The sequence below is a fragment of the Glutamicibacter sp. 2E12 genome (assembly GCF_050030965.1).
Lineage (GTDB): Bacteria > Actinomycetota > Actinomycetes > Actinomycetales > Micrococcaceae > Glutamicibacter.
Genome location: NZ_CP188297.1, coordinates 811,267 through 836,017, shown reverse-complemented (window position 1 = coordinate 836,017; position 24,751 = coordinate 811,267). Strand labels below are relative to the sequence as shown.

At 64.0% G+C, this 24,751-nt stretch carries 23 protein-coding genes and 1 riboswitch; of the genes, 10 read left to right on the top strand and 13 right to left on the bottom strand.

The window, feature by feature from the left end:
• Positions 1-9: 9 nt before the first annotated feature.
• Complete coding sequence (locus ACP3TE_RS03795) at positions 10-1,002, bottom strand: DUF1852 domain-containing protein (RefSeq protein WP_426735372.1); 993 nt, start codon at positions 1,000-1,002, stop codon at positions 10-12.
• Positions 1,003-1,125: 123 nt separating this feature from the next.
• On the opposite strand from ACP3TE_RS03795, the gene ACP3TE_RS03790 reads away from it, so the two are divergent.
• The 3 genes from ACP3TE_RS03790 to ACP3TE_RS03780 all read left to right on the top strand — a co-directional run bounded on the left by ACP3TE_RS03790 (position 1,126) and on the right by ACP3TE_RS03780 (position 5,003).
• Positions 1,126-2,067, top strand: a complete 942-nt coding sequence (locus ACP3TE_RS03790; RefSeq protein WP_426735370.1) for a LysR family transcriptional regulator — start codon at positions 1,126-1,128, stop codon at positions 2,065-2,067.
• A gap of 232 nt (positions 2,068-2,299) precedes the next feature.
• Positions 2,300-2,390, top strand: a riboswitch (SAM riboswitch).
• 88 nt (positions 2,391-2,478) lie between these two features.
• Positions 2,479-3,792 (top strand): O-acetylhomoserine aminocarboxypropyltransferase/cysteine synthase family protein, encoded by a 1,314-nt coding sequence (locus tag ACP3TE_RS03785; protein WP_426735368.1) that lies wholly within the window; start codon positions 2,479-2,481, stop codon positions 3,790-3,792.
• Positions 3,789-5,003 carry a cystathionine gamma-synthase gene (locus ACP3TE_RS03780; RefSeq protein ID WP_426735367.1) on the top strand — a complete coding sequence of 405 codons (1,215 nt, stop codon included), beginning with the start codon at positions 3,789-3,791 and terminating at the stop codon, positions 5,001-5,003. The genes ACP3TE_RS03785 and ACP3TE_RS03780 overlap by 4 nt, the downstream gene beginning before the upstream one ends.
• A 218-nt stretch (positions 5,004-5,221) precedes the next feature.
• Here the strand turns inward: ACP3TE_RS03780 and ACP3TE_RS03775 are convergent, their stop codons facing one another.
• From ACP3TE_RS03775 to ACP3TE_RS03755, 5 genes are all read right to left on the bottom strand, one after another.
• The gene (locus ACP3TE_RS03775; RefSeq protein WP_426735366.1) at positions 5,222-6,679 is read right to left on the bottom strand and encodes a HEPN domain-containing protein; all 1,458 of its coding nucleotides are present in this window, start codon (positions 6,677-6,679) and stop codon (positions 5,222-5,224) included.
• A gap of 883 nt (positions 6,680-7,562) precedes the next feature.
• On the bottom strand, positions 7,563-8,081 hold the full coding sequence (locus tag ACP3TE_RS03770) for a gamma carbonic anhydrase family protein (protein ID WP_426735364.1): 519 nt from the start codon (positions 8,079-8,081) through the stop codon (positions 7,563-7,565).
• A 53-nt stretch (positions 8,082-8,134) separates the two neighbouring features.
• Positions 8,135-9,046: a DUF1266 domain-containing protein gene (locus tag ACP3TE_RS03765; protein WP_426735362.1), complete on the bottom strand. Its 912-nt coding sequence runs from the start codon at positions 9,044-9,046 to the stop codon at positions 8,135-8,137.
• 2 nt (positions 9,047-9,048) lie between these two features.
• Complete coding sequence (gene purU / locus ACP3TE_RS03760) at positions 9,049-9,891, bottom strand: formyltetrahydrofolate deformylase (RefSeq protein WP_426735360.1); 843 nt, start codon at positions 9,889-9,891, stop codon at positions 9,049-9,051.
• Between the two features lie 47 nt (positions 9,892-9,938).
• The gene (locus tag ACP3TE_RS03755) at positions 9,939-10,982 is read right to left on the bottom strand and encodes a flavin-containing monooxygenase (protein ID WP_426735358.1); all 1,044 of its coding nucleotides are present in this window, start codon (positions 10,980-10,982) and stop codon (positions 9,939-9,941) included.
• A 170-nt stretch (positions 10,983-11,152) separates the two neighbouring features.
• Between ACP3TE_RS03755 and ACP3TE_RS03750 the strand changes: the two genes are divergently transcribed.
• Positions 11,153-12,019, top strand: a complete 867-nt coding sequence (locus ACP3TE_RS03750; protein WP_426735356.1) for a bifunctional methylenetetrahydrofolate dehydrogenase/methenyltetrahydrofolate cyclohydrolase — start codon at positions 11,153-11,155, stop codon at positions 12,017-12,019.
• Between the two features lie 49 nt (positions 12,020-12,068).
• Here ACP3TE_RS03750 and ACP3TE_RS03745 read toward each other — a convergent pair whose 3' ends face one another.
• From ACP3TE_RS03745 to ACP3TE_RS03730, 4 genes are read right to left on the bottom strand one after another with little or no spacing between them, the layout of a single operon-like run.
• Positions 12,069-13,460, bottom strand: coding sequence for an MFS transporter (locus ACP3TE_RS03745; RefSeq protein WP_426735354.1), 1,392 nt, complete (start codon positions 13,458-13,460; stop codon positions 12,069-12,071).
• Between the two features lie 32 nt (positions 13,461-13,492).
• The gene (locus ACP3TE_RS03740; RefSeq protein WP_426735352.1) at positions 13,493-14,713 is read right to left on the bottom strand and encodes an NAD(P)/FAD-dependent oxidoreductase; all 1,221 of its coding nucleotides are present in this window, start codon (positions 14,711-14,713) and stop codon (positions 13,493-13,495) included.
• A gap of 1 nt (position 14,714) precedes the next feature.
• A complete protein-coding gene (locus ACP3TE_RS03735; RefSeq protein WP_133833105.1) occupies positions 14,715-15,038 on the bottom strand; it encodes a 2Fe-2S iron-sulfur cluster-binding protein in 324 nt (107 codons plus the stop codon).
• Positions 15,039-15,053: 15 nt separating this feature from the next.
• Complete coding sequence (locus ACP3TE_RS03730; RefSeq protein ID WP_426735350.1) at positions 15,054-16,319, bottom strand: cytochrome P450; 1,266 nt, start codon at positions 16,317-16,319, stop codon at positions 15,054-15,056.
• Between the two features lie 105 nt (positions 16,320-16,424).
• Here ACP3TE_RS03730 and ACP3TE_RS03725 point away from each other — a divergent pair, with 105 nt between their 5' ends.
• Positions 16,425-17,336 (top strand): LysR substrate-binding domain-containing protein, encoded by a 912-nt coding sequence (locus tag ACP3TE_RS03725; protein ID WP_166650666.1) that lies wholly within the window; start codon positions 16,425-16,427, stop codon positions 17,334-17,336.
• A gap of 446 nt (positions 17,337-17,782) precedes the next feature.
• Here ACP3TE_RS03725 and ACP3TE_RS03720 read toward each other — a convergent pair whose 3' ends face one another.
• Complete coding sequence (locus ACP3TE_RS03720) at positions 17,783-19,168, bottom strand: MFS transporter (RefSeq protein ID WP_426735348.1); 1,386 nt, start codon at positions 19,166-19,168, stop codon at positions 17,783-17,785.
• A gap of 127 nt (positions 19,169-19,295) precedes the next feature.
• Between ACP3TE_RS03720 and ACP3TE_RS03715 the strand changes: the two genes are divergently transcribed.
• Both ACP3TE_RS03715 and ACP3TE_RS03710 read left to right on the top strand, forming a co-directional pair.
• Positions 19,296-20,195 carry a LysR family transcriptional regulator gene (locus ACP3TE_RS03715; protein ID WP_426735346.1) on the top strand — a complete coding sequence of 300 codons (900 nt, stop codon included), beginning with the start codon at positions 19,296-19,298 and terminating at the stop codon, positions 20,193-20,195.
• A 32-nt stretch (positions 20,196-20,227) separates the two neighbouring features.
• Complete coding sequence (locus ACP3TE_RS03710) at positions 20,228-20,584, top strand: VOC family protein (RefSeq protein WP_402472644.1); 357 nt, start codon at positions 20,228-20,230, stop codon at positions 20,582-20,584.
• Here the strand turns inward: ACP3TE_RS03710 and ACP3TE_RS03705 are convergent.
• Both ACP3TE_RS03705 and ACP3TE_RS03700 read right to left on the bottom strand, forming a co-directional pair.
• A complete protein-coding gene (locus ACP3TE_RS03705) occupies positions 20,532-21,194 on the bottom strand; it encodes a response regulator (protein WP_426735345.1) in 663 nt (220 codons plus the stop codon). The genes ACP3TE_RS03710 and ACP3TE_RS03705 overlap by 53 nt on opposite strands.
• On the bottom strand, positions 21,191-22,354 hold the full coding sequence (locus tag ACP3TE_RS03700) for a sensor histidine kinase (protein WP_426735343.1): 1,164 nt from the start codon (positions 22,352-22,354) through the stop codon (positions 21,191-21,193). Before ACP3TE_RS03700 ends, ACP3TE_RS03705 begins: the two co-directional genes overlap by 4 nt.
• Before the next feature lie 109 nt (positions 22,355-22,463).
• On the opposite strand from ACP3TE_RS03700, the gene ACP3TE_RS03695 reads away from it, so the two are divergent.
• The 3 genes from ACP3TE_RS03695 to ACP3TE_RS03685 all read left to right on the top strand — a co-directional run bounded on the left by ACP3TE_RS03695 (position 22,464) and on the right by ACP3TE_RS03685 (position 24,746).
• The gene (locus ACP3TE_RS03695; RefSeq protein WP_426735341.1) at positions 22,464-23,240 is read left to right on the top strand and encodes a GAP family protein; all 777 of its coding nucleotides are present in this window, start codon (positions 22,464-22,466) and stop codon (positions 23,238-23,240) included.
• Positions 23,241-23,309: 69 nt separating this feature from the next.
• Positions 23,310-23,807 (top strand): hypothetical protein, encoded by a 498-nt coding sequence (locus tag ACP3TE_RS03690; protein WP_105661688.1) that lies wholly within the window; start codon positions 23,310-23,312, stop codon positions 23,805-23,807.
• Between the two features lie 102 nt (positions 23,808-23,909).
• The gene (locus tag ACP3TE_RS03685; protein WP_133833097.1) at positions 23,910-24,746 is read left to right on the top strand and encodes an exodeoxyribonuclease III; all 837 of its coding nucleotides are present in this window, start codon (positions 23,910-23,912) and stop codon (positions 24,744-24,746) included.
• The last annotated feature ends 5 nt before the right edge of the window (positions 24,747-24,751 follow it).

The following is a 24,751-nucleotide window of genomic DNA, read 5'->3' as shown; positions in this document are numbered from 1 at the left end:
TTCGGGATCTTAGGCGACAGGAGCCGGGTAGGAAGAAGACCACTGAGCGAGCAGCTCGCGATTCGGAATAATGAAATGCTCTTCGGTGAACTTCCCTTGGATCTTGCCTAGCTGGGTTCGTTCTTCGCGGTCATAAAAAACGCGGGTGGGGGAGAAATCCTGGGCGCCGAGACTCGGGTGGTACACAGCAGGCGCTCCTGAGTTGGCGTTGTAGATCTCGGGGCGGTAGATCTTCTGGAAGGTCTCCATGGTGCTGATCAGGCTGATCAGCTGCAGATTGGTGTAGTCGTTGAGCAGGTCACCGCGGAAGTAGAACGCCAGCGGTGCCACGGCACCTGGCGGCATGAAGTAGCGGACGCTCAAGCCCATTTTCCCGAAGTACGCATCGGTCAATGAATTTTCGTCCTGCTGGTATTCCAAACCGAGCACTGGATGGCTGTTGCCGGTGCGGAAATAGGTCTTGGAAGTCGAGACGCTGATGCAGATCACCGGCAGCTGGGCAAAACGTTCACGGTATGCCTGTGAGTTCAAAAAATGTTGGAAGAGCTGTCCATGGAGATCACCAAAATCTTCTGGCAGCACCGGAGCTCCGCTGTCATTACATGAGGCTGGAAGCACTACGCTGAAGTCGTAATCGCGGACATAAGAAGAAAAATTATTGCCGACTATTCCCTGGGTTCGAGTGCCTAGTAGTTTATCCACGATCGTGGTTTCAAGGACTTCTAAAAGGGGAAACTTCTGGTAGTTATTATCGGCAGTGAAATGCACATTGGCAGAAATGATTTCCAATTCCAGCGCATAGCGGTCTCCCTGGGGATTGTCCCAGTGAACCAGGGAATTGAAGCGGCGGTTGATCATTGTTAAAGCATTGTTCAGGTTCTCTTCGCGGCGCTCTCCACGCGCCAAATTGGCGAAGTTCGTGGTGGTGCGCGAATTTGTCGAAGGGGAGTAATTCTCGTCGAATTTAGTGGTGCTAATGCTGAAGGTCAACGCGTCTGCCATGATGGCCAATCTGTTTCTGAGGGGACCGTGGTGGGCCGAGGGGAAGTCGTTGCGTCAATCATGCAGGGTGATTCTTGATATCAGGTAACTCGATATAACTATGGATTGATATAGACTCTGGCTATGGTTCAGGGAACAAATGGCTTGACGCTGCAGCAGCTGCGCTATTTCGTGGCGGTAGCCTCCGAGGGGTCCATCTCGGCTGCCGCCGACTTGATTTACGTCGCGCAGCCCAGCATGTCGGCGGCGATGAAGGAGCTCGAATCGCGGGTGGGGCGCACCTTGCTGGTGCGCTCGGCCAGGGGAGTGACGCTCACCGCCGAAGGCGCAGAATTCCTGGGCTACGCCCGGCAGGTGCTCGAGCAGGTGGAGCTTCTTGAGCACCGCTACCTCGGCCGCCCTTCCGCCAGACGACTGCTGGGCGTCTCGACCCAGCACTACTCCTTTGCGGTGGATGCGTTTGTCCGGATGGTGCAGGCCAGTGGAGCCGAGGAATACCAGTTTTCGCTGCGCGAGACCCGCACCGAGCAGATCATCGAGGACGTGCGCACGCTGCGCAGCGACATCGGGATCCTGTACCGCAACGACTTCAACCGGAAGGTCATCGACAAGCTGCTGCGCGAATCGCGGCTGGTCTTCCACCCGCTGTTCCTGGCCGATCCGCACATTTTCATCTCGCGCAGCAACCCGCTGGCCACCCGTGACCAGGTCACCCTCGAAGACCTCGAAAACCTGCCCCGGCTGACCTTCGATCAAGGCGCGAACAACTCGTTCTACTTCGCCGAGGAAGTGCTCTCCACACGCTCCAGCCAGCGGGAAATCCAAGTCTCGGACCGTGCGACCATCTTCAACCTGATGATCGGCCTGGGAGGGTACACGATCTCCACCGGCATCATCAGCGACGAGCTGGATCCATCCATCGTTGCCATCCCGCTGGACATCGACGAGCGCATCGAGATCGGCTGGATCGATCACGCCGCGATCCCGCTCACCGACCAGGCTCAGCGCTACCTGCAAGAAGTCCGCGCAGTGGTGGCCAGCTTCGGGGTGGAAGTGCTCGGCTGAGCCGCCAACAGCGTAACCCCCGGTCATCGAGTGCCGCTCCATCGTCATAAACTTCCGGGAAAACCTTGAAAGTCTCGGGGTTTTTCTCATTTTGGTGCGTCATAAAGTGGCGCCAGCCACCGCGTCATCATGACAAGTGCACGACATATGAAGCTTGGCGGCCTTGTATGAAGCCGGCCGCCCGATAGCGCTTGCACCCCTCGCAGCCCATGGCCAACCATGGAAGAACAACAAACCATCAAGAGCGACTAAGAGATCTGGCTCGTTGACGTCGCAGCAACCATCGGGAAACCGAAAGGTGCTAATGCCAGGAACGATGGAGCAGTTCCGAACGCGTTTTTGCGCGTTGCGCTTCGTGTTGCCACACGACGCCAATCGGTGCACTCCCTCGCAGAGAATCGAGGAGGAGCTATGAGCCAAGGAACCGACGCGGTGCACGCAGGGTACCGCCCGAGCGGAGACTTCCGCCCGATGCTGCCGCCATTGCACAATTCTGCAGCCTACCAATTCCAATCGCATGCCGAAGCGATCGAGAAGTTCGCGCTGCGCCAGGCCGGCTTCACCTACTCGCGTACCGGCAACCCCACTGTCTCGATCCTCGAGCAGCGCGTGGCCGCGCTGGAAGGCGGGGCCCAGACGGTAGCCACCGCTACCGGCCAGTCCGCCGTCGCCCTGTCCCTGCTGGCCCTGACCCAGGGACCCAAGCACATCGTGGCTTCCTCCTCGCTCTACGGCGGCACCGTGGACCTGCTCACCGACACCTTCGCCGACTTCGGGATCCGCGTCAGCTTTGTCGACCAGGCCGATCCTTTGGCTTGGGCTGCGGCCATTGAGTCGGACACCCGGGCGTTCTTCCTGGAGTCGGTCTCCAACCCGCTGTGCACCGTGGCCGATATCCCGGCCATTGCGGCGATCGCCCACGAGCACAACATCCCGGTGGTAGTGGACAACACCCTGGCCACCCCGCTGAATGTGCGCCCGCTGGAACTCGGTGCCGACATCGTGGTGCACTCGGCCACCAAGGGCCTGGCCGGACACGGCTCGGTGCTCGGTGGGGTCGTGGTGGACTCGGGGAAATTCGACTTCTCCGATGCCGCCCGCTGGCCGCAGATCGCCGCCCCGCGGGTGCGTCTGAACAACACCTCGCTGCTTGAGCGCCACGGACCGGCCGCCTACGCAATGCTGGTGCGCTCCAAGTTCCTGCACGATCTGGGCCCGACCCTGGCCCCGGCCAGCGCCCAGGGAATCCTGGCCGGAATCGAAACCCTGCCGGTGCGCGCCGCCCACGTGCAGCGCAGCGTCACCAGGCTGATCGACGCGCTTGCCGAGTATCCGGGCATTGCCGCCATCCACCACCCCGCGCTGCCCGAGCACCCCAGCCACGAGCTGGCCCGGGCGCTGGCGCCGAAGGGCACCGGCTGCGTGCTGGCCATCGAGCTGGCCCACCCGGCCCTGGTTTCCCCGGTGATCGACGGGCTCAAGCTGATTTCCCTGGCCGCGAATGTGGGGGACACCCGCACCATGGTCTCCCACCCGGCGACCATGACGCACTGCCGGCTCTCGGAGCAGCAGCTGGCCGACGCCGGCCTGAACACCTCCACCCTGCGCCTGTCGGTCGGTCTGGAAGACCCCGCCGACCTGCTCGCAGATATCACCCAATCGCTGGATCTTGCATTGGCCGCAACCCAGGCCACCGCCGGCACCAAGGAAGTGAGTTTCGCATGAGCGGCTTCAACACCCTCGCCGTCCACGCCGGCCAGCACAAGGACCCGCACACCGGTGCGGTGATCCCGCCGATCTACCAGACCAGCACCTTCATCCAGGACGGCATCAACGTGCTGCGCGCCGGGCACGAATACTCGCGCGGCTCCAACCCGACCCGCAACGGGTTCGAATCCCAGCTCACCGCGCTGGAAGGCGGCGCCGCCGGCTTCTCCTTCGCTTCGGGGATCGCGGCCGAAGATGCGCTGCTGCGCGCGGTGCTTCAGCCGGGCGACCACATCGTGCTGGGCGCCGACGGCTACGGCGGCACCAACCGGCTGATCTCCAAGCTGCACGGCAAATGGGGGATCACCTCTTCGGCGGTGGACATCACCAACCTGGATGCGGTGCGCGCCGCGCTGCGCCCGAACACCGCGCTGCTCTGGGTGGAAACCCCGTCCAACCCGCTGCTGGGCATCGCCGACCTGGCCGGGTGGGCGGCCATCGCCCGCGAACACGGCGCCCTGCTGGTGGTGGACAACACCTTCGCCACCCCGTACCTGCAGCGGCCGCTGGATTTCGGCGCCCACGCAGTGGTCCATTCCACCACCAAGTACATTGGCGGGCACTCCGACGTGCTCGGTGGTGCGGTCATCGTGGCCGATCACCTGCACCGCGGGCAGAGCCTGGCCGAAGCCGTGGGCTACCAGCAGTTCGCCGGGGGAGCGGTCTCCGGTCCGCAGGATTCCTACCTGGCCGCCCGCGGGCTGAAGACCCTGGGCCTGCGCATGGAACGCCACGGGGCTACCGCCTCCACCCTGGCCCGCTGGCTCGATGACCAGCCCGAGGTCACCCGCGTCTACTACCCGGGACTGGAACGCCACCAGGGCCATGAACTGGCCAAATCCCAGTCCGCGGCCGGCCGTGGCTTTGGCGGGATCCTCTCGTTGCAGCTCTCCGATGAAGCCGCCGCCCGCGCCTTCGCCCAATCCATGGAGTACTTCCAGCTCTCGGTCTCCCTGGGCGGGGTGGAATCCCTGGTCTGCTATCCGCGCGAAATGACCCATGCTTCGCTGATCGGCACCCCGCTGGAAATCCCGGCCAACCTGGTCCGCCTCTCGGTGGGCATCGAGGAAGCCGACGACCTGATTGCCGATCTGGAACGCGGGCTGGCCGCGGCCGCGAAAGCAACCAGCGCGGACAGCATCCAGCACCGCAGCCTGGCCACAGCCTGACCTAAGGGCAAGTGGATTGAAACATGCCGTGTAAGGAGGACACTGACATCGGCGAACTGCCGATCCTAGTCTCCGCCTGCGATTACCCAATTTTGAAGGTCTGCCACGAAATACTGGTAATCAGATTCGGAGATTCCTCGGAGCTGTGGCCGAGTCGGGGACTGCGATATGTAGTAATGCCGTTGATGCTTGACTTTCAGGCTCACTCTCACGCTTTTCTAAGGTCCGTCCTCAGCGGTGGGAAGTTTAGGGATTTCAGCACACCGGTCTGCCAAGACCCGTAACCGGGGATGGCGAGTGATTGCCTGAATCAATTTCTCATCCGGGATTCTCAATTCCGAGAGGGCAGCGAGGTAGGTAATCAGATGAACAGAGTCGGAAATGATTTTGAGCTGGTAGAAGTTACTGATGTCGCGGTGCTTCTTCGTTCCGCCATGGGCGACGTGATGCCGTGCCCATACGGCCCAATCGACCCACTTTTCGACATCGAGTTGGAGTTGTGTTTTGAGCTCTGCCGGGAGCTTGTCATGCAATCTGATCAGACGGTTTTTCAACTCAGTATTTTTTCCTCCGTCAAGGCACCAGGTATCGAACCCCTCAGCGGCTGCGAGAACTTGGCTTAAATGCTCTTCTACCATGAGTGGCGAGTGGCCGATGAGTCCAACTACCAAATTCCACGCATACTGCGCCTGTGCTCCAGAGGTTAGCCGTTGCCAGGCCTCCAAGAAGTTACCAAGCGACACATCGTTGAAGGTGAAGACGGTGCCACCAGCCTCGGTGTAAAGATCCGGTTCGCTTTGATGTCCCGTATAGCACAAAAGGGAGACTTCTTCACCGTCAACAGTCTGCGCCTTGATCGACTCGACACCGCTCGTATTGAACGTCGCCAGACTCATCAGGCCCAAGAGCGGGCTGGTTCTGTGGAGTAGCTCCTCAGCAGAACTGGACAAATCATCGATGAGTGCAACTTCTGCATCGGCACTGGCGAAAAGCTCGATACTTGCCCCACGACGCCGCCGGTTTGTCATGAAGCTTAATTTCAGAGCAGGGTCAGCTTCGGTTGCTGGAGAGATCCAAGGTCGTGTTGCATACGTATTGATGCTGTAAGTCGTGTCCGCTATTGAACCTGTGGCCCAACCTGCCCGATAACCACCAATTACTGGCAGCGTGAATGGGCAGAGGTAAGTCCCGTCCTCCTGTTTTTCGCCCGGATGCTCGACTCCCTCGATCTGTGTCCACAGCGGTGCACCGAATCGTCCGTCGCTTGTTAGATAGTAGAGATTATCAAGCGCGACCCTGAAGCTGCGAAACTCGCGGCAGTCGGCGGAGGCCACATGCGCGCCAACGCAGACCCACGAGGAGTGCCAGAATTCTTCTTGGATCTGACTTCCCATTTTTGCCTTGTAGCTTCTGCGTTCTGCACCCCATATGCAGACTTTTTTCCCAGAATCGAGCTCGCCATAGATTGTGCTTGGCAAAGTGTCGCTTTCGAATTCACGGCTACGCTGGAACCATTCGTTGGCTTGCTCTTTCTGTGGCTCCGGAGGGAGCCCTCCAATGAGTTCCAGATCTGCACCTGAATTCTGACTCCAAGTAATTATTCCGGGCACGCGATTAGCTGGTGATTCAGGAAAGTAAAACCAGCCCTTGAGCCGGTGGTCATCGCTTGTCTTCATGGTACACAGCCTAGCTGCTGCAAACATCACTCGAATATTGATCTAAAGTGACGCTGATTGATTTACCATATTGGGCGGACAATCGCTCCATCAGGGGTGGACACTACGTCACTGGTTATAAAGCTGAAAATTGAGTTTCTCCGTAGGTTCGGAGCGTTCCGACATAGATTGGATAGATCCGCTGTGGAGTCAAGTGCCGGAATCTTTTTATCTACTCAAATCGACGGCATCGGAAGCCGCGAGGGCATTAGGAAAATAGGGGTGCCCATGGAATGTGAAGAGGTTCTCGTGACAGCACTAAGCCGCGGTGAGCCCCTGGTCGTTCAAGGCCAACCAGCACTCAGGTACAGACTGAACTGCGAAGGGAGGGTCCTCATAACTGAGAATATTGTTGAAAGACTAGGTATCCAGTTGGTGGGTGAGGCGGCCTGAGCGCCGTAGATTCGCGAAGAAGGCGATGCACAGACCCAATTTCATGTCGTATCATTACCATTTGCCGAACATGCCAGGTTTAAGAAATCGAGCAACACTGAACTGGCCAGTCTGATAAATATTTGAGCCAACCTGGATGCCAATTACAGGAAGGGAACCAACCGAAGTACTTGCATGAGTAGCCGTGCTCGATGGGCAGGTAACTGAGACCCTGAGTGCCATTGTCGTTCCAATCAGTACCAAGGCGGAGTTCCGTTCCTTAGGGTCCTTTATTGAGGCACCGCAAAATGACTGGGCTTCCATCGCAACGCAGAAGTTCCCCTCGAATCCGTGGATTCTGCGAGAGGAGCTGTCCATGGTGGCGGTGCTGGATCGGACCGAGCGTTTCAGCACCATAACTGGCGAGCTGTGGCTGCTCGTGGAGCCCGATTCGGGCAGCCGGCCACACAAATCAGGCGTTGGCTTCCAGATGCTTCGCTGCCAGCACGAGGTAGTGGTCAGCATTGGTCTTCAAGCCGGCGACTTCCTCATCGCTCAGCTCGCGGCGGACCTTGGCAGGGACACCGGCAACCAGCGAACGCGGCGGAACCTGCGTGCCTTCCAGCACCAGTGCACCGGCAGCAACCAGCGACTGCTCGCCGATGAGGGCACCGTTCATGACGGTGGCGCTCATGCCGATCAGGCAGCCATCGCCCACGCTGGCACCGTGAACCACTGCCGAGTGGCCTACCGAGATGCCCGCACCCAGGGTGCAAGGAAAACCTTCATCAGCGTGCAGCACGACGTTGTCCTGCAAGTTGGTGCCTTCGCCTACGCGAATCGGCGCTGAATCGCCCCGCACGGAAACACCGTAGAAAGCGCTGGAACGGTCAGCCAGCTCGACATCGCCGCTCAAGGTGGCGGTAGGTGCTACGAAAACGTCCTGGCCGACCTTCGGGGTCGCGCCGTCAATAGTAATGATGTGCGTCATTTCACCTACTGTAATGGCCAAGCATTGCAACGGCGAGTTCGCTACCGAAGATCTCAAGTCCGCGTGCGGGCCGCGGCCACCAGCGCACGCTGCCAATCCCGATCCTCCTCGTCGGCGCGCAACGACAGTCCCAGTTCCCGCGCTGCATCGAGGAGCAGCAGCTGGCTGGTTGGTACCGGTGCGGCAAAATCCACCTGCGCGAAAGGGCCTTCAACGCCGGTGAGCACGGTGGTCCGGTTCGCGTCGTGGGCATCATCCAGCGCACTGTCCCGCTGGGCGCGCCAGAACCAGCGCGCGGTATCGAATGCGTTCGCGAATTCATCCCACGAACCATAGGTTTGCTGCGCATACGACGCTGCCTGCGAGGCGACGTCCTGAGCTACGCGCTGATCCAAGAAGCCGCAGGAGGCGGCGGAGCGGGCGACCATGACGGCTCGTGAAAGATCCCACGCCAGGAAGTCCAATTCCTGCACACCGCGCTCATTGCGCTGCAACCGGCGCAGCGACAGCAATTCTTCGCGCGCCTGCGCGGACGTCCGTGCCTGCCTGCCAAGCGCCTTGCGGTGCTGGGCCAGAACTGTGCCACCAGCATTGACCAGCTCCCGGGACTGCTGCCAGCCAGAGCGATGCCCCTGGGACAGCAAGGACCAGAGCTCCTGCACGGCATCCTCAGCATCGAAGATGCCCCACGCTTCGGCCAGGATGATCCGTTCTTCTTCCGGATCGGGGAAGAGGAAGGTATCGAGGTTCGCCCCTCGGCACAGTGCATAGCCGCTGCTCATGGCCAGGGGAAAAGCCAGCGGATCGCCGGCCAGCGACTGCCGGTAGCGCGGCCGATGGTGCTCTGGCAGCTGCAGCGCCTGGACCTTCAACGCCTCGCGGCGCTTGCTTGACGCCTTGAGCAATGGCCAGCACGCCGAGGCGGCAACCAGCAGGGCGAGGACGGCCAGTGCTGCATAATCCATGCTTAGGAGAAGACGATGGTGCGCTGGCCGTCAAGCATTACCCGGTGCTCGGCATGCCATTGCACGGCGCGGGTCAGCGTCCGTCCCTCCACGCTGCGGCCCAGCTCAACGAGCTGCTCGGCGGTGCGGGTGTGCGAGACGTGGGTGACTTCCTGGTCGATGATCGGACCTTCGTCGAGGTCCGCGGTGACGTAGTGCGCGGTGGCACCGATCAGCTTCACGCCGCGAGCATAGGCCTGGTGGTACGGCTTGGCGCCCTTGAACGAGGGCAGGAAGGAGTGGTGGATGTTGATGACCCGGCCTTCCATGCGCTCGCAGAGCGAATCCGAAAGGATCTGCATGTAGCGAGCAAGCACCACCAGTTCGATGCCGTAGTCCTCGGCGAGCTTGAGCAGCTCAGCCTCGGCCTGCGACTTGTTCTCCTTGGTCACCGGCAGATGCACGAAGTCCACCCCGTAGAAGTCGGCCATCGGCTTCAGATCCAGGTGGTTGGAGACGATCACCGGCACATCGATGGCCAAGGTGCCGGCACGCTGGGCGAACAACAGGTCGTTCAGCGCATGCCCGGCCTTGGAGCACATGATCATGGTGCGGGTGCGCTTGGTGCCATCGTCCACACGGAGGGACATATGGAAGTCATCGCGGATGGGCGCGAGCCCTGCGCGGATCTGTTCCAGGGACTGCTCGGTGGCTACCTCGATGCGCATGAAGAAGGTGCCGGTTTCGGGCGAGAGGAACTGCTGGGACTCGGTGATATTGCAACCGGCACCCAGCAGACCTCCGGAAATGGCGTGGACGATGCCGGGGCGGTCGATGCAAGATAGGGTGACGATGTACTGGTTCATGGATTCTAAGGTAGCGCCCGCCAGCGATGTTCTGCCAATTCCGTGAGCTACATTGCGCTTGCCGCGAGCCGCTGAACGTAGTGCGCCGCCGCCATCGCGGCCTTCCTCCCGGCCCGGGTAGCACCCAAAGTCGAAGCCGACGCGCCATAGCCGACGAAGAACAGCCCGGGCACCGCCACGGCGGCCACCCCGTCCTCCATCAGGATGCCGCCTTGAGCCGTGTGCAGTTTCAGATCGCGCAAATGCCGGTGGGCATGCCGGAAACCGGTCGCCCATAGGATCGCATCGATCTTTTCGCGTGACCCGTCGGAGAAGACGACGGCGTCGGATTCCAGATGGTCGATCTTCCCCCGCGAAACCAGCGCCCCGGAGGCGATCCCGGCACGCATCTTCTCGGTGAGCAGCAACCCGGTGGTGCCCACCACCGACTTCGGAGGCAGTCCCGCACTGGTGCGCTCGTTGACCTGGCCCTCCACTTCCTGGCCCCATTCGGCACCGGTGGGAACGTCGCGCCAGTCCGGTGCGCTGCGCGTGGACCACAGGGTATCCACGCCGGCAGCACGCAACTGCACGATGAACTGGGTGGCACTGGCACCGGCCCCGACCACCAACACGCGTTGCCCGGCGAATTGCTGCGGGGAGACGAAGCCATTTGTGTGCACCTGCGGACCATCGAAATGCCCGGGGTAGACCGGCCAGAACGGATTGGACCAGGTGCCGGTGGCGTTGATGATGGTGCGCGCCCGGTAATCCGCATCGGCGTGCACCACGAAGTACTCTCCGTCCTGCTGCACCGAGGTCACCGGTGCGCCGTGGCGTACCGGCAACGCGAAGCGCTGTTCGTATTCCGCATAGTATTCGGACACCACTTCCGAGGCCGGTCGGGTGGAATCCTGCACTTCGAGCGGGAAATCGGGCAAGGGGTGGATATGATGCGCGTCGCCCAGCGTGAGGGTATCCCAGCGGTGCTGCCAGGCCCCGCCGGGTGCTGGGTTCGCATCGAGCACCAAGAAGTCGATGCCGCGCTTGGCCAGATGGTAGGCGGCGGCAAGCCCGGCTTGCCCTGCGCCGATCACGATTGTCGAGTACACGCTTAAGGTAACCCTGCGCACTTCAAAGTCATTCCCGAAGCCATTTTCGCTACACTGGAACGCGTGACTGGCGTTAGGTGGGTAACCACCAGGGAGCTAATCGTGCGAGCCGCGCGCCTGGGTTTGCACACCACCCGCCTTGGGAACAGGGCACCTACGGAAGGAACAGCGTGAGCGCACGCATTCTCGACGGCAAGGCCACCGCGGCCGCCATCAAGCAGGAACTGGCCGAACGCGTTGCCAAGCTCAGGGCTGCCGGGCACACCACCGGACTGGGCACCATCCTGGTCGGCAACGACCCGGGCTCGGCCTGGTATGTCGGCGGCAAGCACAAGGACTGCGCCGAAGTGGGCATCGAGTCGATCCGCGTGGACCTGCCCGAGGAAACCACCCAGGACGAGCTGCTGGCCAAGGTGCGCGAGCTGAACGAGAACCCGGACTGCACCGGCTACATCGTGCAGCTGCCGCTGCCCAAGCACATTGATACGGACGTGATCCTCGAAGCCATGGATCCCGCCAAGGACGCCGACGGCCTGCACCCGATGAACCTGGGCCGCCTGGTCGCCAACGTCAACCGCCCGATGTCCTCCCCGCTGCCATGCACCCCGCTGGGCTGCGTGGAACTGCTGGCCCGCCACGATATCGACCTGAACGGCAAGCACGTGCTGGTCCTGGGCCGCGGCGTGACCATCGGCCGTCCGGTCGGCCTGCTGCTGACCCGCCGCGACGTGAACGCGACCGTCACCCTGGCCCACACCGGCACCACCAACCTCCCCGAGCTGCTGGCCCAGGCCGATGTCGTCATCGCCGCTGCCGGCGTGCCGCACATCATCAAGGCCGACGCCATCAAGGAAGGCGCGATCGTGCTGGACGTGGGCGTTTCCCGCGTGGATGGCAAGGTCACCGGCGACGTTGATCCGGCTGCCGCCGAGGTCGCGTCGTGGATCTCGCCGAACCCGGGCGGCGTAGGCCCGATGACCCGCGCCATGCTGCTGAACAACGTGGTCGAAGCCGCCGAGCGCAACGCCGCGAAGTAAACGCGAAAACCGGCAGCCCGCCACTGGCGGGCTGCCGGTTTTTTGATCCCTACAGTGCGTCCTGGGGCACGGGCTGCGCGGCGCTGCGCTTGTCGAAGACCAGCGCGCCGACTTCCTGCTCGGCCTGGTTGCCGATGCCCAAGTCGATGCCGCTGCGATCACGCACCATGCTGACCGCCGCCAGCGATACCGCGGTGAGCGCGAACAGGTACCAGCCGACCGCCGTGGTCCCGCCGGTGGCCTGCACCAGCGCGGTGGCGATCATCGGGGCGAACGCCCCGCCCAGGATCGCGCCGAAAGCGTAGGAGATGGAAACCCCGGAGAAGCGCACCGAGACGGGGAACAGCTCGGAGTACAGTGCCGCCTGCGGCCCGTAGGAGAAGCCCAGCCCGATAGCGAACAGTGAAAACGCCACGTAGAGCAGCGGCAGGCTAGCGGTGTTGACCAGCCAGAACAGCGGGAAGATGCACAGCAGCTGGCTGATGAAGCCTATCTGGTAGGTGCGCTTGCGCCCGATCCTGTCGGCCACGACCCCGGAGAGCAGGGTGAAGGCGAACCACATGACCGCGCCGAAGGACACCGCCAGCAGCACCTCGGTGCGGGTGAAGCCTACCGGCCCCTCAGGATCCGTCATGTAGGCCTGCAGGAATCCGCCGGTGGTCATGTAGCCGGCGGCATTGTTGCCGGCGAAAATCAGCGCGGCAATCAGCACCAGCAGCCAGTGTTTCTTGAACAGCACCACGATCGGCACCCGGGTCTGTGCCTTCTTCTGCGCGATCTCCTCGAAGACCGGGGACTCGTCCACCGAGCGGCGGATGAAGTAGCCCACCACGATCAGCACGAAGCTGAGCAGGAACGGCACGCGCCAACCCCAGGCCATGAACTGCTCGCCGGGGGAGATCACGCCGGTCATCAGCGCCATCATTCCCGAGGCCAGCAGCATGCCCAGCGGCACGCCGAGCTGCGGGTAGGCGCCGGCCCGGGCGCGACGGTCCTTCGGGGCGTGCTCAACGGCCATCAGCACCGCGCCGCCCCATTCGCCGCCGGCGGAGATGCCCTGGATGATGCGCAAGAGCAGCAGCAGGATCGGGGCCAGCACGCCCGCGGTCTCATAGGTGGGCAGCACGCCGATCAGCGTGGTGGAGGCGCCCATGAGGGCCAGGGTGAGCACCAGCATGGCGCGCCGGCCGATTTTGTCCCCGTAGTGCCCGGCTAAGAACGCGCCCAGCGGGCGGAAGAGGAAGGAAATGCCGACGCTGGCGAAGGAGAGCAGCAGGCCGATCTGCGCGCCGGCTGGTTCGAAGAACAGGTGGGCGAAGATCAGCCCCGCTGCGGTGGCGTAGATGAAGAAGTCGTACCACTCGATGGTGGTGCCGATGACGGTGGCGAAGGCGACGCGCCGCTGGCTGGTGCCGGGGTGCCGCTGGGTGGGTGTGCTCATGAGCTGACCTCATTGGGATAGTAGTGGGGGTGCTAGGCCGCGACCGGTGCGGCGTTGGCCAGGTCCTTCAGGGATGCTCCAGCGAGCATCGCTTCGGTGATGCGCTCGCCGCGGGCCAGCAGCTTGCGTGCGGCAGCGTGGTCGGCGGGACGGTTAATGGATTCCACCGCGACCAATTGCCCGTCGCGCAGCCGTGCGATGGAGAATTTTTCGCTGCCCGGGTCGCCCAGCAGCACGCTGCTGTCGGTGGGCTCGGCCAGCCCGGCGATTTGCAGCCGGTGGCGGCCCTGGATGCTCCAGAACCAGGCAATCTCCGAGTACGCCGTGGGCTCGCCGCACAGGGTGCGGGCCAGGCTGCGCGCCTGGTCCGCGGCGTTCTGTACCGATTCCAGGCGCACCCGCGTGCCGTCGCTGTCGAAATTGGCACAGTCGCCCACCGCATAGACACGCTCATCGGTGGTTCGCAGCGCAGCATCCACCAAGATGCCGTTCTCGCACGCCAGTCCCGAGGCTTCGGCCAACTCAATGTTGGGGAGCACGCCGATGCCGTAGACCACCAGGTCCGCCCGGTAGCTTTCCCCAGCGGTGGAGTGGACCTGCAGGTCCCCATGTGCGTCGATGGATTGCACGCCTTCGCCCAGGCACAGCTCGATGCCGTCTGCCCGATGGGCCTGGGCGAACCAGTCAGAGAGCTGGCGGGAGACCGAGCGGTTCAGCACCCGGGGCGCGGAGTGCAGCACCGTGGCATCGATACCGCGGGCCCGGGCAGCGGCCGCGAACTCCAGGCCGATGAATCCGGCGCCGGCCACCACGACCCGCTGGGCGCCGGTAAGCTGCCGGCGCAGGATTTCCGCGTCCTGCAGCGTGCGCAGCCCGATGACCCGCGGGTCCTCGGCGCCGGGGCAGGACAGCACCCGGTTGCGTGCGCCGGTGGCGAAGACCAGCCGGTCATAGCCGCGTTGCTGTCCGTCGGACAGGGCCACGGTACGCGCGGCACGGTCTACCGCGGTGGCGCGCACCCCGGTCAGCAGCTCGATGCGTTGCTGGGCGTAGAAGTCCTCCGAGCGCAGTGGCAGCGCCTCGGGCGCCTTTGCGCTGGCCACGAAGTCTTTGGACAGCGGCGGACGCTGGTAGGGCTGCTGCGCGCCCTGGTCGACCAAGGTGATGGGGCCGTCGTGGCCGTTGTCGCGCAGCGATTCGGCCAGCTGCACGCCGGCGTGGCCGGCGCCGATGATCAGGATGCTCTCGTTCATTTCACACCTGTTCGGAAGGGACGGTGACGTGGATGGACTGCAACGCGCCGCCCAGGGAAACCTGGCAGCCCAGGCGGCTGTGTTCCGTGCGCTCTGCGGTGGTGCAGTCGAGCATTTCGTCTTCGTCTTCCGAGAGTTCCGGAAGGCTAGCGGCATCCTCGGGGTTCACGTAGACGTGGCAGGTGGCGCACATGGCTTGGCCGCCGCATTCGCCGACGATTCCGGCGATGCCATTGGCGACGGCGGCGCGCATGATATTGCCGCCTTCGGCGACCTCGACGTCGGTGGCGGTGCCGTTGGGCTGTTCAAAGGTGATGGTAGGCATGGAAGGCTCCTTGTTTTAGGCGTCCCAGAGGACGGGCATTTTGGTCATGCCGCGGAAGACCCAGCCGGCATCGACGCTGGCGGTGGCCGGATCCAGCCGCAGGTTGGGCAGCTTCTCGAAGACTGCCGGCAGGGCGACCTGGGCGACTTGGGCCCGGGCGATCCAGGTGCCGGCGCAGAAGTGCACGCCGCCGCCGAAGGCCAGATGCGGCTTCTTCTCGCGGAAGATGTTGAACGTTTCGGGGTCCTCGAAGACCAACGGGTCGCGGTTGGCCGCGCCTAGCACCACTCCGAGGCGCGCACCGGCTGGCAGGCTGATGCCCTCGAGCACCAGCTCCTGGGTGGTTTCACGCGGGTACATGCCGATCGGGGCGACCCAGCGCACCGATTCCTCGAAGGCCTTGGGGAGCAAAGCCGGGTCCTGGCGTACCGCCTGCAATTGCTCGGGGTTCTCCAGCAGCGCCCAAACGGTGGTGGCCAGCACGTCGCGCGGCTCGTTCAGCCCGCCGCCGATGGTCATCTTCAGGTTGGCGCGGATGGCTTCCAGCGGGATCGGCATGGAGGCCAGGTTGGAGAGCAGCGAGTGGTCCGGGTTCTTCGCCAGATAGGGGAGCATCTCGTCGATGGCCGCGTCGACCTCTGCCGAGGAAGCCTCTGCCTTGGCCCAGACCTCGGGGTCATCGGCGTAGTTGCCGGTGCCGTCGATCATGGTCTGGCTCCAGCGCTGCATGTCCTGCTGGGTGGCATTGTGGAAGCCGCAGATCAGCCGCAGGTTCTCCGCGGTGTACGGTGCGGCGTAGTCCCAGACGAAGTCCGAACCCGGCCCCTTGGCGAGCAGCTGGCCCAGGTACTTCTCGTTGTTCTGCGCGAAGATCCCGTTCCAGTGCTTCTTGATGGTGCCCGGGCGCAGGGTCGCTCCGTAGGAGTCGCGGTCCACCTGATGCTCCGGGTTGTCCTTGCGCAGCATCGAGTGGCCCATGGACCGCTTCATCAGCGAGTTGCGCTCGTTGGCGGAGAAGCGGGCTTCGTCCTGCTCGATCTCGTGGCAGGCGGCGTAGGAGGTCACCATGTAGCGGTTCACCGCCGGGACCCAGTGCAGCGGGGCCTCGGCGCGCAGGCGCTGGTAGATCGGGAACGGATCGCGGTACAGGTCCTCGATTTTTACCCAATCGGCGACCGGGGCCTCGCGGACTGCGGATTCGGTGCTGGCGTGCGGCACTGGTGCGGTGCCGGGGGTGGCCTGGGCGCCGGTGAACGGGCAGGTCGCTGGGGCGGTGCTCATGCTGTCTCCTTAGTGGTTCCTTGTTCAATCACTAGTGTGAGGCAGGCCATAACCACGGGTAAAATGGTTATATTCGAGGAATATCCACTGAATAAGCGAGGAATAGTGCCGAAATTTACGCTGCGTCAGCTCGAATGCCTGGGCGCCGTAGGGCAGCTGGGCTCCATCACCGCCGCCGCGCAGTCACTGAATTTGTCAGCCTCCGCGGTGACCGGCGGGCTCAACGAGCTTGAACGCGTGCTGAACACGCAGCTGACCATCCGGCGCAAGGCCCATGGCGTGAGCCTGACCCCGGCCGGGCGCTACGTGCTGGACGAGGCACAGGGAATCCTGCAGGCCTCCGGGGACCTGGAGCAGATGGCCAGCGGTGCCGGGGAAGTGCTGGCCGGAAAGGTTCGGGTGGGCTGCTACTCGTCGCTGGCGCCCACGGTGCTTCCGGAGCTGCTCGCCGAATACGGGCAGCGCTACGCGCAGGTGGAAGTCGATTTCTTCGCCGGCACGCAGCAGGAGATCTTCCAGATGCTGGCCGCCGGGACGCTGGATCTGGCCTTCGTCTACGACTTCGGCCTGCCCGAAGGTATCGAGCGCACCCAACTGTTCCGCACCGAACCCTATGTGCTGCTGCCCGCGGGGCATCCGCTGGCCGAAGAGCCGAAGGTGCCGCTGGTGCGGCTGGCCAGCGAGCCGATGATCCTGCTGGATGTCCCGCCGAGCCGCGAGCACACGCAGAACCTGTTCGAATCCGCCGGGGTCGAACCGTGGATCCGCTACCGCACCGCCGACTTCGAGGTGACCCGCTCCATGGTGGCCCGCGGGCTCGGCTACGCGGTGCTGGTCCAACGCCCGGCGGTGGATGTTTCCTACGAGGGTCTGGACCTGGTGGTGCGCCCTATCCACCCGGTGGCCCGAACGGTGCGCGTCGCACTGGCCCGCCCCCGCGCCGTCGCCCCGTCCAAGGCGGCCACCGCCATGCATGACCTGGCACTAGAACTGCATTCGACGGACCCCGCTCACTGACCGGGCTACTGTCTGGCGGAGCAGGCAGCCGCATCCGCGGGCCAATGCCGCAAGGCCAACGCCCGGAGTATCCTCGGTGCCGCTGGTGGGCTTGGGGCGCAGCCGCCGGGAGGACCGCATTAAGACAGCGGCCGAACGCCAACGCCGCGAGCGCGACGAGGAGGGGAACGGCTGGTGCTTGCCCGCGGCATTCATGGGCACGGCCCGGGCTGGTAGCCCCGACCTTCTGGATCCTGACTGATCGGTGCAATCATCTTCGCAGCCCGCCGACGGCATGTGGCCCGCGCTGCGGCCGGTGCCGAATCGGTGCGGCGCGAACGCAATGCCCGCGGCGAGATCGAATAGACCGAGTTCCGCAAGCGACTGGATGTGCTGCGCACCAAGCTGAAATAGAAAAGCCCGATGGTCCGTTCGGAAACGGGCCATCGGGCTTATGCTTGCAGCGCCTAGGCGTCCTGGGTCGCCTTCACCGCATCAGCACGGCGCTTGTCGAAGATCAGCGCGCCGACTTCCTGCTCCGCTTGGTTGCGGAAGGACAGGTCGATGCCCGAGCGGTCGCGGATCATGCTGACCGCGGTGAAGGAAATTGTGACGACAACCAGCAGGTAGATGGCCACCGCGGTGGTTCCTCCGGTCGCCTGCACCAGCGCCTGGGCGATGGTCGGGGCGAACGCGCCGCCGACGATCGCGCCGATCGCGTAGGAGATCGATACGCCCGAGAAGCGTACCGAAGCCGGGAACAGCTCCGAGTACAGTGCCGCCTGCGGGCCGTAGGTCAGCCCCAGCCCGATGGAGAACAGGCCGAAGGCCGCATACAGCAGGACCAGCGAGCCGGAGTTCACCAGCGCGAAGACCGGGAACAGGGAGGCGGCGAGGATGACGAAGCCCAGCTGGTAGGTGCGCTTGCGCCCGATCTTGTCGGCCAGGAAGCCGGCCACCAGGGTCATGACCAGCCAGACCGCGGCGCCGAAGGCCACTGCGATGAGCACGTCGGTGCGCTCCAGGCCTACCGGGCCCTCCGGATCGGTGGTGTAGGCCTGGAAGAAGCCGCCGGTGGTCATGTAGCCGGCGGCGTTGTTGCCGGCGAAGACCAGGGCCGCGATGATGACCAGTGGCCAGTGCTTCTTGAACAGCACCAGGATCGGCACAGCGGTCTGGGCCTTGTTCTCGCTGATTTCCTCGAAGACCGGGGACTCGTCCACCGAGCGGCGCACGAAGTAGCCGACGGCGATCAGGATAATCGACACCAGGAACGGAACGCGCCAGCCCCATTCGAGGAACGCATCGCCGGGGGAGATCACCCCGGTCATCAGCGCCATGGTGCCCGAGGCCAGCAGCATGCCCAGTGGCACGCCCACCTGCGGGTAGGAGCCTGCGCGGCCGCGGTGGCCGTCGGAGGCGTGCTCGACGGCCATCAGCACCGCGCCGCCCCATTCGCCGCCAGCGGAGATGCCCTGCAGGATGCGCAGCAGCAGCAGCATGATCGGCGCCCAGATGCCTGCGGTCTCGTAGGTCGGCAGCACGCCGATCAGCGTGGTGGCTGCACCCATCAGCGCCAGGGTCAGGACCAGCATCGCACGGCGGCCGATCTTGTCGCCGAAGTGCCCGGCCAGGAATGCGCCCAGCGGGCGGAAGAGGAAGGACAGGCCGACCGAGGCGAAGGAGATCAGCAGCGCGATGTCCTGGCCAGCTGGCTCGAAGAACAGCTGGCTGAAGACCAGGCCTGCTGCGGTGGCGTAGATGAAGAAGTCGTACCACTCCACGGTGGTTCCGATGACCGTCGCGAAAGCTACGCGGCGCTGGTTGGCCTTGGCGGCCTTGGATTGTGTCATAGTGCTTCCCTTGCGAGTGGTACCGAGGCGTCGATCACTGGCACCTGAGTTTTGGGTCACTCCAGTGTGGCACCAAGCACAAGTAAGGTAAACTTCAAATGTCTGCAATACTTCTGAAGGTCGGCTTATGTATTCGATGCGCCATCTGGAAATCATGGCTGAACTGCCCGTCCACAGCACGCTCGGTTCGGCGGCCAGCGAATTGAGGATCTCGGAATCGGCCTTGTCGCAGGCAATTACCGCCATCGAGAAGCGTGCCGGGGAGACCTTGTGCCTGCGGCGCAAGGCCCACGGGATCCGGCTCACCGCCTCGGGGCAGCACTTCGCCGCCATGGCCCGGAAGATCCTTTCCGATGTCGGCGAATTGCGTGCAACATTCCCGCAAACCGAAGGAGCGCTGCGCGGGCCGGTGCGCTTCGGCTGCTTCGCTTCGCTCTCTCCGCACCTGATCCCGGCCACGCTGGAGGGGTTCGACCACCCCGAGGTGCAACTCGATGTGCGCGTGGGCACCCACGAGGACTTGCTGCCGGCCCTGCGCGAGGGCGAGATCGACGTTGCTTTCGTCTATGACCTCCAGCTGCCCGCCGATATGGACAAGCAGTCGATCTACCAGACCGAGATGCAGGCGGTGCTGCATCCCGAGCACCGGCTGGCCAAGCTCGCCCGGCCGCTGGAACTGGCCGACCTGGTCGACGAATCGCTGATCATCTACGAGTCCGACCCGAGTACCGAGCACCAGAAGCAGCTCTTCGCCTCCCAGGGCCTGCAGCCCAGGATCGCCGCCTCGGTCCCGCAGATGATCTTGGTCTCCGCGATGGTGGGCCGCGGCCTGGGATACGGGCTGCTCATGCGCCGCCCGAACAATGCCGAGGTCTCCATCGAGGGCCGCCCGCTGGCCTTCCGCGAGCTCAAGGCTCCCAACTACCCGAATGCGGTTGTGGCCATCACCCCGCGCGGGGTGCGCATTCCCGCGCGCGTCCAGGCGCTGATTGACCACTGCACCTGCGCAATGGCTGAGTCCTGGTAGACGCGCACCCCCGGGGCGCGCATAATGGCCACATGATTGGCACGTGGCAGGCCATGGTCATCGACTGCGAGGACCCCGACGCACTGGCCGGATTCTATGAACAGCTCCTCGGGATGGTGCGCATCGACAACGAGCCCGACTGGGTTTCCATTGGCGATGCGCCGGACCATCCTGCGCTCGCCTTCCAGGCGGTCAGCCCGTACGTGGCCCCTCAGTGGCCTGGGCATGTGCACCCGCAGCAGGCGCACATCGATGTGAAGGTCAAGGATTTGGACCTGGCCGAAGAACAGGTGCTGCACCTCGGTGCGCGCTCGACCGGCGAAGGGTCCAAGACCTTCAGGGTCTATCTGGACCCGCAAGACCACCCGTTCTGCCTGGTGAGCTGGTAGCCGCGTAGGCGATCTTCGCCGCCTGCAGCCGGGTCGAGACCCCGAGCTTGGCCAGCACCTGGGAGACATGCGTCTTCACGGTGCTCTGCCCGATGCCCAGCCGCTGCGCCAATTGCGGGTTGCTCAGCCCTTCGGCCAACCCGTCGAGCACCTCGCGTTCCCTGCCGGTCAAGCCATCGGGCAGTTTCGCGGTGCCGGGTTCCGGCGCCAGCGCCCGGGCCAGGATCCGCGAGGTCACCTGCGGATCCAGCACCGATTCGCCGCGGGCCGCGGCCCGCACGCCGATGATGATCGCCTGCGGTTCGGCGCTCTTGAGCAGGAACCCGTGCGCCCCGGCCTGCAGTGCGCCAAAAAGGTACTGGTCGTCATCGAAGGTCGTGAGCACCACGACGCGGCAGCTGCCATGCAGTGCCTTGGTGGCCTCGATGCCATCGAGCACCGGCATGCGCAGGTCCATCAGGATGACGTCGGGGGACAGGGCACGGGCCATGGAAATGGCCGATCGCCCGTCGGCCGCTTCGCCCACGACTTCCAGGTCTTCCGCGGCCTGCAGCACCAGCCGGATCCCCATGCGCACGGTCGCATGGTCATCGACGATCAGGACTTTCACGGCTTCTCCATTGCTTCAATTGGTCCGGGGAATTCCACGCGCACCTCGAAATCCGGGCCGGTGCGTACCCCGAACCGGCCATCGAGCGCGGCGACGCGGGTGCGGATATTCTCCAGCCCGGTGCCCGCCCCCGGGCCGCGGCTGGCATCGTGCCGCAGGCCATTGCTCGCCGTGATCGCCAGGCCCTTGTCCTGGACCACGCTCAGTTCCAGGGTAGTGCCCGGCGCATGCTTGGCGTGGTTGACCAGCAGCTCGCAGACCGTGCGGTGCGCGGCGGTATGCACCGCAGGACTGAAGCGCTGCGGATGCGCGACCCGGTACTCCCAGCGCACCGGGCTGCCGAATCCGGCCACCAGCTCCGGCAGATCCTCGATCCGCGCCTGCAGCGCAGGGCCCCCGGCATGCAGCATCCGCACCATCGCGGCCATGTCTTCCAAGCCGGACACCGACTCATCGCGGATGCTCTGCAACGGAGCCCGCACCTCCTGGGGTGCGGCCGGAAGCAGGGCGCCGGAGAGCAGCGCGATTGACGAGAACCTGGCCGAGAGCACGTCATGCATCTCGCGGGCCAGCGCAGTGCGCTCCTGGACGCGGGAAAAGTCGTGCTCGGCGACCAGCTGGTCCTCGCGGGCATCGGCCGCCGACTGCACAGCCTCTGCCCGCTGGGCTTCGGCTTTGGCCAGCTCCTTGGCGGTGCGCACATTCTCCGCCCAGAGCATCGGGGTGAAGAGGATGAAGCCGGCCATGAGCAGGGCCAGCACCACCTCCTGCGGATTCCCGGTGACCAGCCAGGCGGCGATGGCCAGCGAGATGGCCGCCAGGCACAGCAGCGCCAGCGCCACCGTCCGCGTGCGCACCGAACCGAGCAGGAACAACCCGAAGACGCATTCGAAGACCAAGAAGTACCCGCCCAGGCTTCCCACGGCCAGCAAGCCGGCCCCGGCGAACAGCATGGCCACGGAGCTGGCTACGAGAAAACGGCGACGGACCAGCACAGCGGCCAAGCCGATGAGCAGCAAGACGATCCATTCGTACCCGCGGATCGCGAACCATGGGGGATTGGCCAGTCCCGAAAGATGCAAGATGGCGGTGAGCACCAGATAGGTGCCGACGACCTCGGGTTCCTTGTCGCCGCTGCCCATCCGCCGAATGAAGTCCATGCTTCCAGCATCCCCGAACTGGCTGCCCGCCGGTATCCCCCTTAAGGAGGAGAAGGCACAGCCCACTGGCCGATACCGCGATCCGGCAGGCCGCGGAACAGTGGAACCCATGGACATCATGACAAGCAATCCCGAACTATCCCTGATCATCCTGGCGCTGATCGATTCGACCAGTATCGGCACCCTGGTCATTCCGCTGTGGCTGCTGCTGCGGGGACGCCGCGCGGCCATTGCCAAGGTCCTGGCCTATCTGCTGGTGATCGCCGGCTTCTACTGGGTGATCGGCGTGCTGCTGCGCAGTGGACTGCTGCTCATCGACCCGGCCATCTTCGAGCACCGGTTCTTCCGGCTGGCAGGAATGGCCGCCGGGGCGCTGATGATCATCTGGGCGCTCACCTACCGCACCGATGCGCAGAAGGAAGCCAGCGCACGGAAGAAAGCCATCGCGCATAGCGGCGCGGCACCGGCAGCGCCGGAACCGGCGGATGCAACCGAACAGGTGCCGCTGCGCCTGCGCAGCCGCTTGGGCACTGCGCTGGATACCCGCACCGGGTTGATTGCCCTGGCCCTGTTCGCCGGCCTGCTGGAACTTCCCACGATGCTTCCCTACCTCGCAGCCGTTGGCGTCATGCAGGGCGCCGGCTGGGGCACCGGCCTGCAGCTGCTCGCGCTGATCGGCTACTGCCTGGTGATGATCGTCCCGGCATTGGTGCTGGTTGGCGCGCTTGCGCTCGCCGGGCCGCGCATCGAGGCCTGGCTGCAGAAAATGGGGGCCAAGGCCTCGGCCTACGCCCAGGAAACCCTTGGCTGGGTGGTGGGCATCGGCGGATACCTGCTGATTCGCGCGAGCCTTTCCGGGCAGGACCTGCACAGCCTGTTCGGCTAGCCACGCTGTGGGCGAAAGGGCACGGTTCCAATTGGCTTGAAGCGGGGTAATGATGCGAGAATTGACGGCATGGAACCTCTAGGCAGCAGCGCGAAGCAGGGCAGGAAAGTCACCCTGAACGCATCAACTTTGGCAATGTCCGTCATGGTCATCGTCCTTCTGGTGGCAGTGGTATTCGCTGCCAACTCCAACCAGATCGTCGGCTGGTTTGTAGTCGTCATCTCCGCCGGTTGGCTGCTGCTGGCCGCATTCATGATGTTCGGCCTCAAGCGGGGCGCCGAGAAGATCAACAACTCGCTGCGCGAAGCCACCGCGGCGGCCACCCCGCGCGCCCAGCCCGGCACCGTGGTGGTTGACGAAGCCACCAGCCAGCGCGACATGAAGCTGGATCATTCGTTCAAGATCGTCCAGGTCCAGGCACGCGTGATCGCCGAACAGCGCCAGAGCCGGGGCGAGGATCACGAGGGCATGATCGACCGGGCGCTGGAGACGATCCAGATGACCGCGACGAATGCGCGGGACATGATCAAGCCGGCCAAGCCGATGGATGGCGAAATCATCGACTAATTGTCCAGGGCAACGCGCAAGCGTTGCCCTTTTTCGTTGCCCGCGTTCCGGCGCAGGCCAGATCAGCGCGTAATCGATCGCATAATTTTGTAAGCTGGAATAGTGATACCTACCAGTGTGGAAATTCTCAACAAGGACGCCGGCGCGCTGCGCGTCGCGTCGGTCAACGTCAACGGCATTCGCGCGGCCTACAAGCGCAATATGGCGGACTGGATCGCCGCCCGTGACGTGGACATCCTGTGCCTGCAGGAAGTACGCGCACCGGACAAGATCCTGCGCGACCTGATTGGCGAGGGTTGGCATATCCTGCATGCCGAGGCCAAGGACAAGGGCCGCGCAGGCGTCGCCGTCCTCTCGCGCACCGAGCCGGTAGCCGTGCGCGAGCACATCGGCGAGGACTACTTCGCCGAATCCGGCCGCTGGGTCGAGGCGGACTTTGATATCAACGGCGAGAGCTTCACCGTCGTCTCGGCCTACGTCCATTCCGGCGAGCTGGGCACCCAGAAGCAGGAAGACAAGTACCGTTTCCTGCAGCGCATGAACGTGCGCCTGGTGGAATTGAAGAACGAGAAGGACCACGTCCTGGTGGTAGGCGATTTGAACGTCGTGCACACCGAAAAGGACATCAAGAACTGGAAGCCGAACCACAACAAGCGCGCCGGCGTGATGGACGAGGAGATCGCCTACTTCGACGGGTTCTTCGGTGAGATCGGCTACAAGGATGTGGCGCGCGAGCTGGCCGGCGACGTGCAGGGACCGTACACCTGGTGGTCCTTCCGCGGACAGGCCTTCGACAACGACGCCGGTTGGCGCATCGACTACCACATGGCCACTCCGGCGCTAGCCGCCAAGGCCATCAAGTCCCACGTAGACCGTGCCTCGGCCTACGATTTGCGCTTCTCCGACCATGCACCGCTGGTCGTCGACTACCAGTTCTAAGGAAA

Coding starts and splice junctions, on each gene's coding strand:
- ACP3TE_RS03795 (WP_426735372.1), bottom strand. CDS start 1,002: ATGGCAGACGCGTTGACCTTCAGCATTAGCACCACTAAATTCGACGAG.
- ACP3TE_RS03790 (WP_426735370.1), top strand. CDS start 1,126: ATGGTTCAGGGAACAAATGGCTTGACGCTGCAGCAGCTGCGCTATTTC.
- ACP3TE_RS03785 (WP_426735368.1), top strand. CDS start 2,479: ATGAGCCAAGGAACCGACGCGGTGCACGCAGGGTACCGCCCGAGCGGA.
- ACP3TE_RS03780 (WP_426735367.1), top strand. CDS start 3,789: ATGAGCGGCTTCAACACCCTCGCCGTCCACGCCGGCCAGCACAAGGAC.
- ACP3TE_RS03775 (WP_426735366.1), bottom strand. CDS start 6,679: ATGAAGACAAGCGATGACCACCGGCTCAAGGGCTGGTTTTACTTTCCT.
- ACP3TE_RS03770 (WP_426735364.1), bottom strand. CDS start 8,081: ATGACGCACATCATTACTATTGACGGCGCGACCCCGAAGGTCGGCCAG.
- ACP3TE_RS03765 (WP_426735362.1), bottom strand. CDS start 9,046: ATGGATTATGCAGCACTGGCCGTCCTCGCCCTGCTGGTTGCCGCCTCG.
- purU (WP_426735360.1), bottom strand. CDS start 9,891: ATGAACCAGTACATCGTCACCCTATCTTGCATCGACCGCCCCGGCATC.
- ACP3TE_RS03745 (WP_426735354.1), bottom strand. CDS start 13,460: ATGAGCACACCCACCCAGCGGCACCCCGGCACCAGCCAGCGGCGCGTC.
- ACP3TE_RS03740 (WP_426735352.1), bottom strand. CDS start 14,713: ATGAACGAGAGCATCCTGATCATCGGCGCCGGCCACGCCGGCGTGCAG.
- ACP3TE_RS03735 (WP_133833105.1), bottom strand. CDS start 15,038: ATGCCTACCATCACCTTTGAACAGCCCAACGGCACCGCCACCGACGTC.
- ACP3TE_RS03730 (WP_426735350.1), bottom strand. CDS start 16,319: ATGAGCACCGCCCCAGCGACCTGCCCGTTCACCGGCGCCCAGGCCACC.
- ACP3TE_RS03720 (WP_426735348.1), bottom strand. CDS start 19,168: ATGACACAATCCAAGGCCGCCAAGGCCAACCAGCGCCGCGTAGCTTTC.
- ACP3TE_RS03715 (WP_426735346.1), top strand. CDS start 19,296: ATGTATTCGATGCGCCATCTGGAAATCATGGCTGAACTGCCCGTCCAC.
- ACP3TE_RS03710 (WP_402472644.1), top strand. CDS start 20,228: ATGATTGGCACGTGGCAGGCCATGGTCATCGACTGCGAGGACCCCGAC.
- ACP3TE_RS03700 (WP_426735343.1), bottom strand. CDS start 22,354: ATGGACTTCATTCGGCGGATGGGCAGCGGCGACAAGGAACCCGAGGTC.
- ACP3TE_RS03695 (WP_426735341.1), top strand. CDS start 22,464: ATGGACATCATGACAAGCAATCCCGAACTATCCCTGATCATCCTGGCG.
- ACP3TE_RS03690 (WP_105661688.1), top strand. CDS start 23,310: ATGGAACCTCTAGGCAGCAGCGCGAAGCAGGGCAGGAAAGTCACCCTG.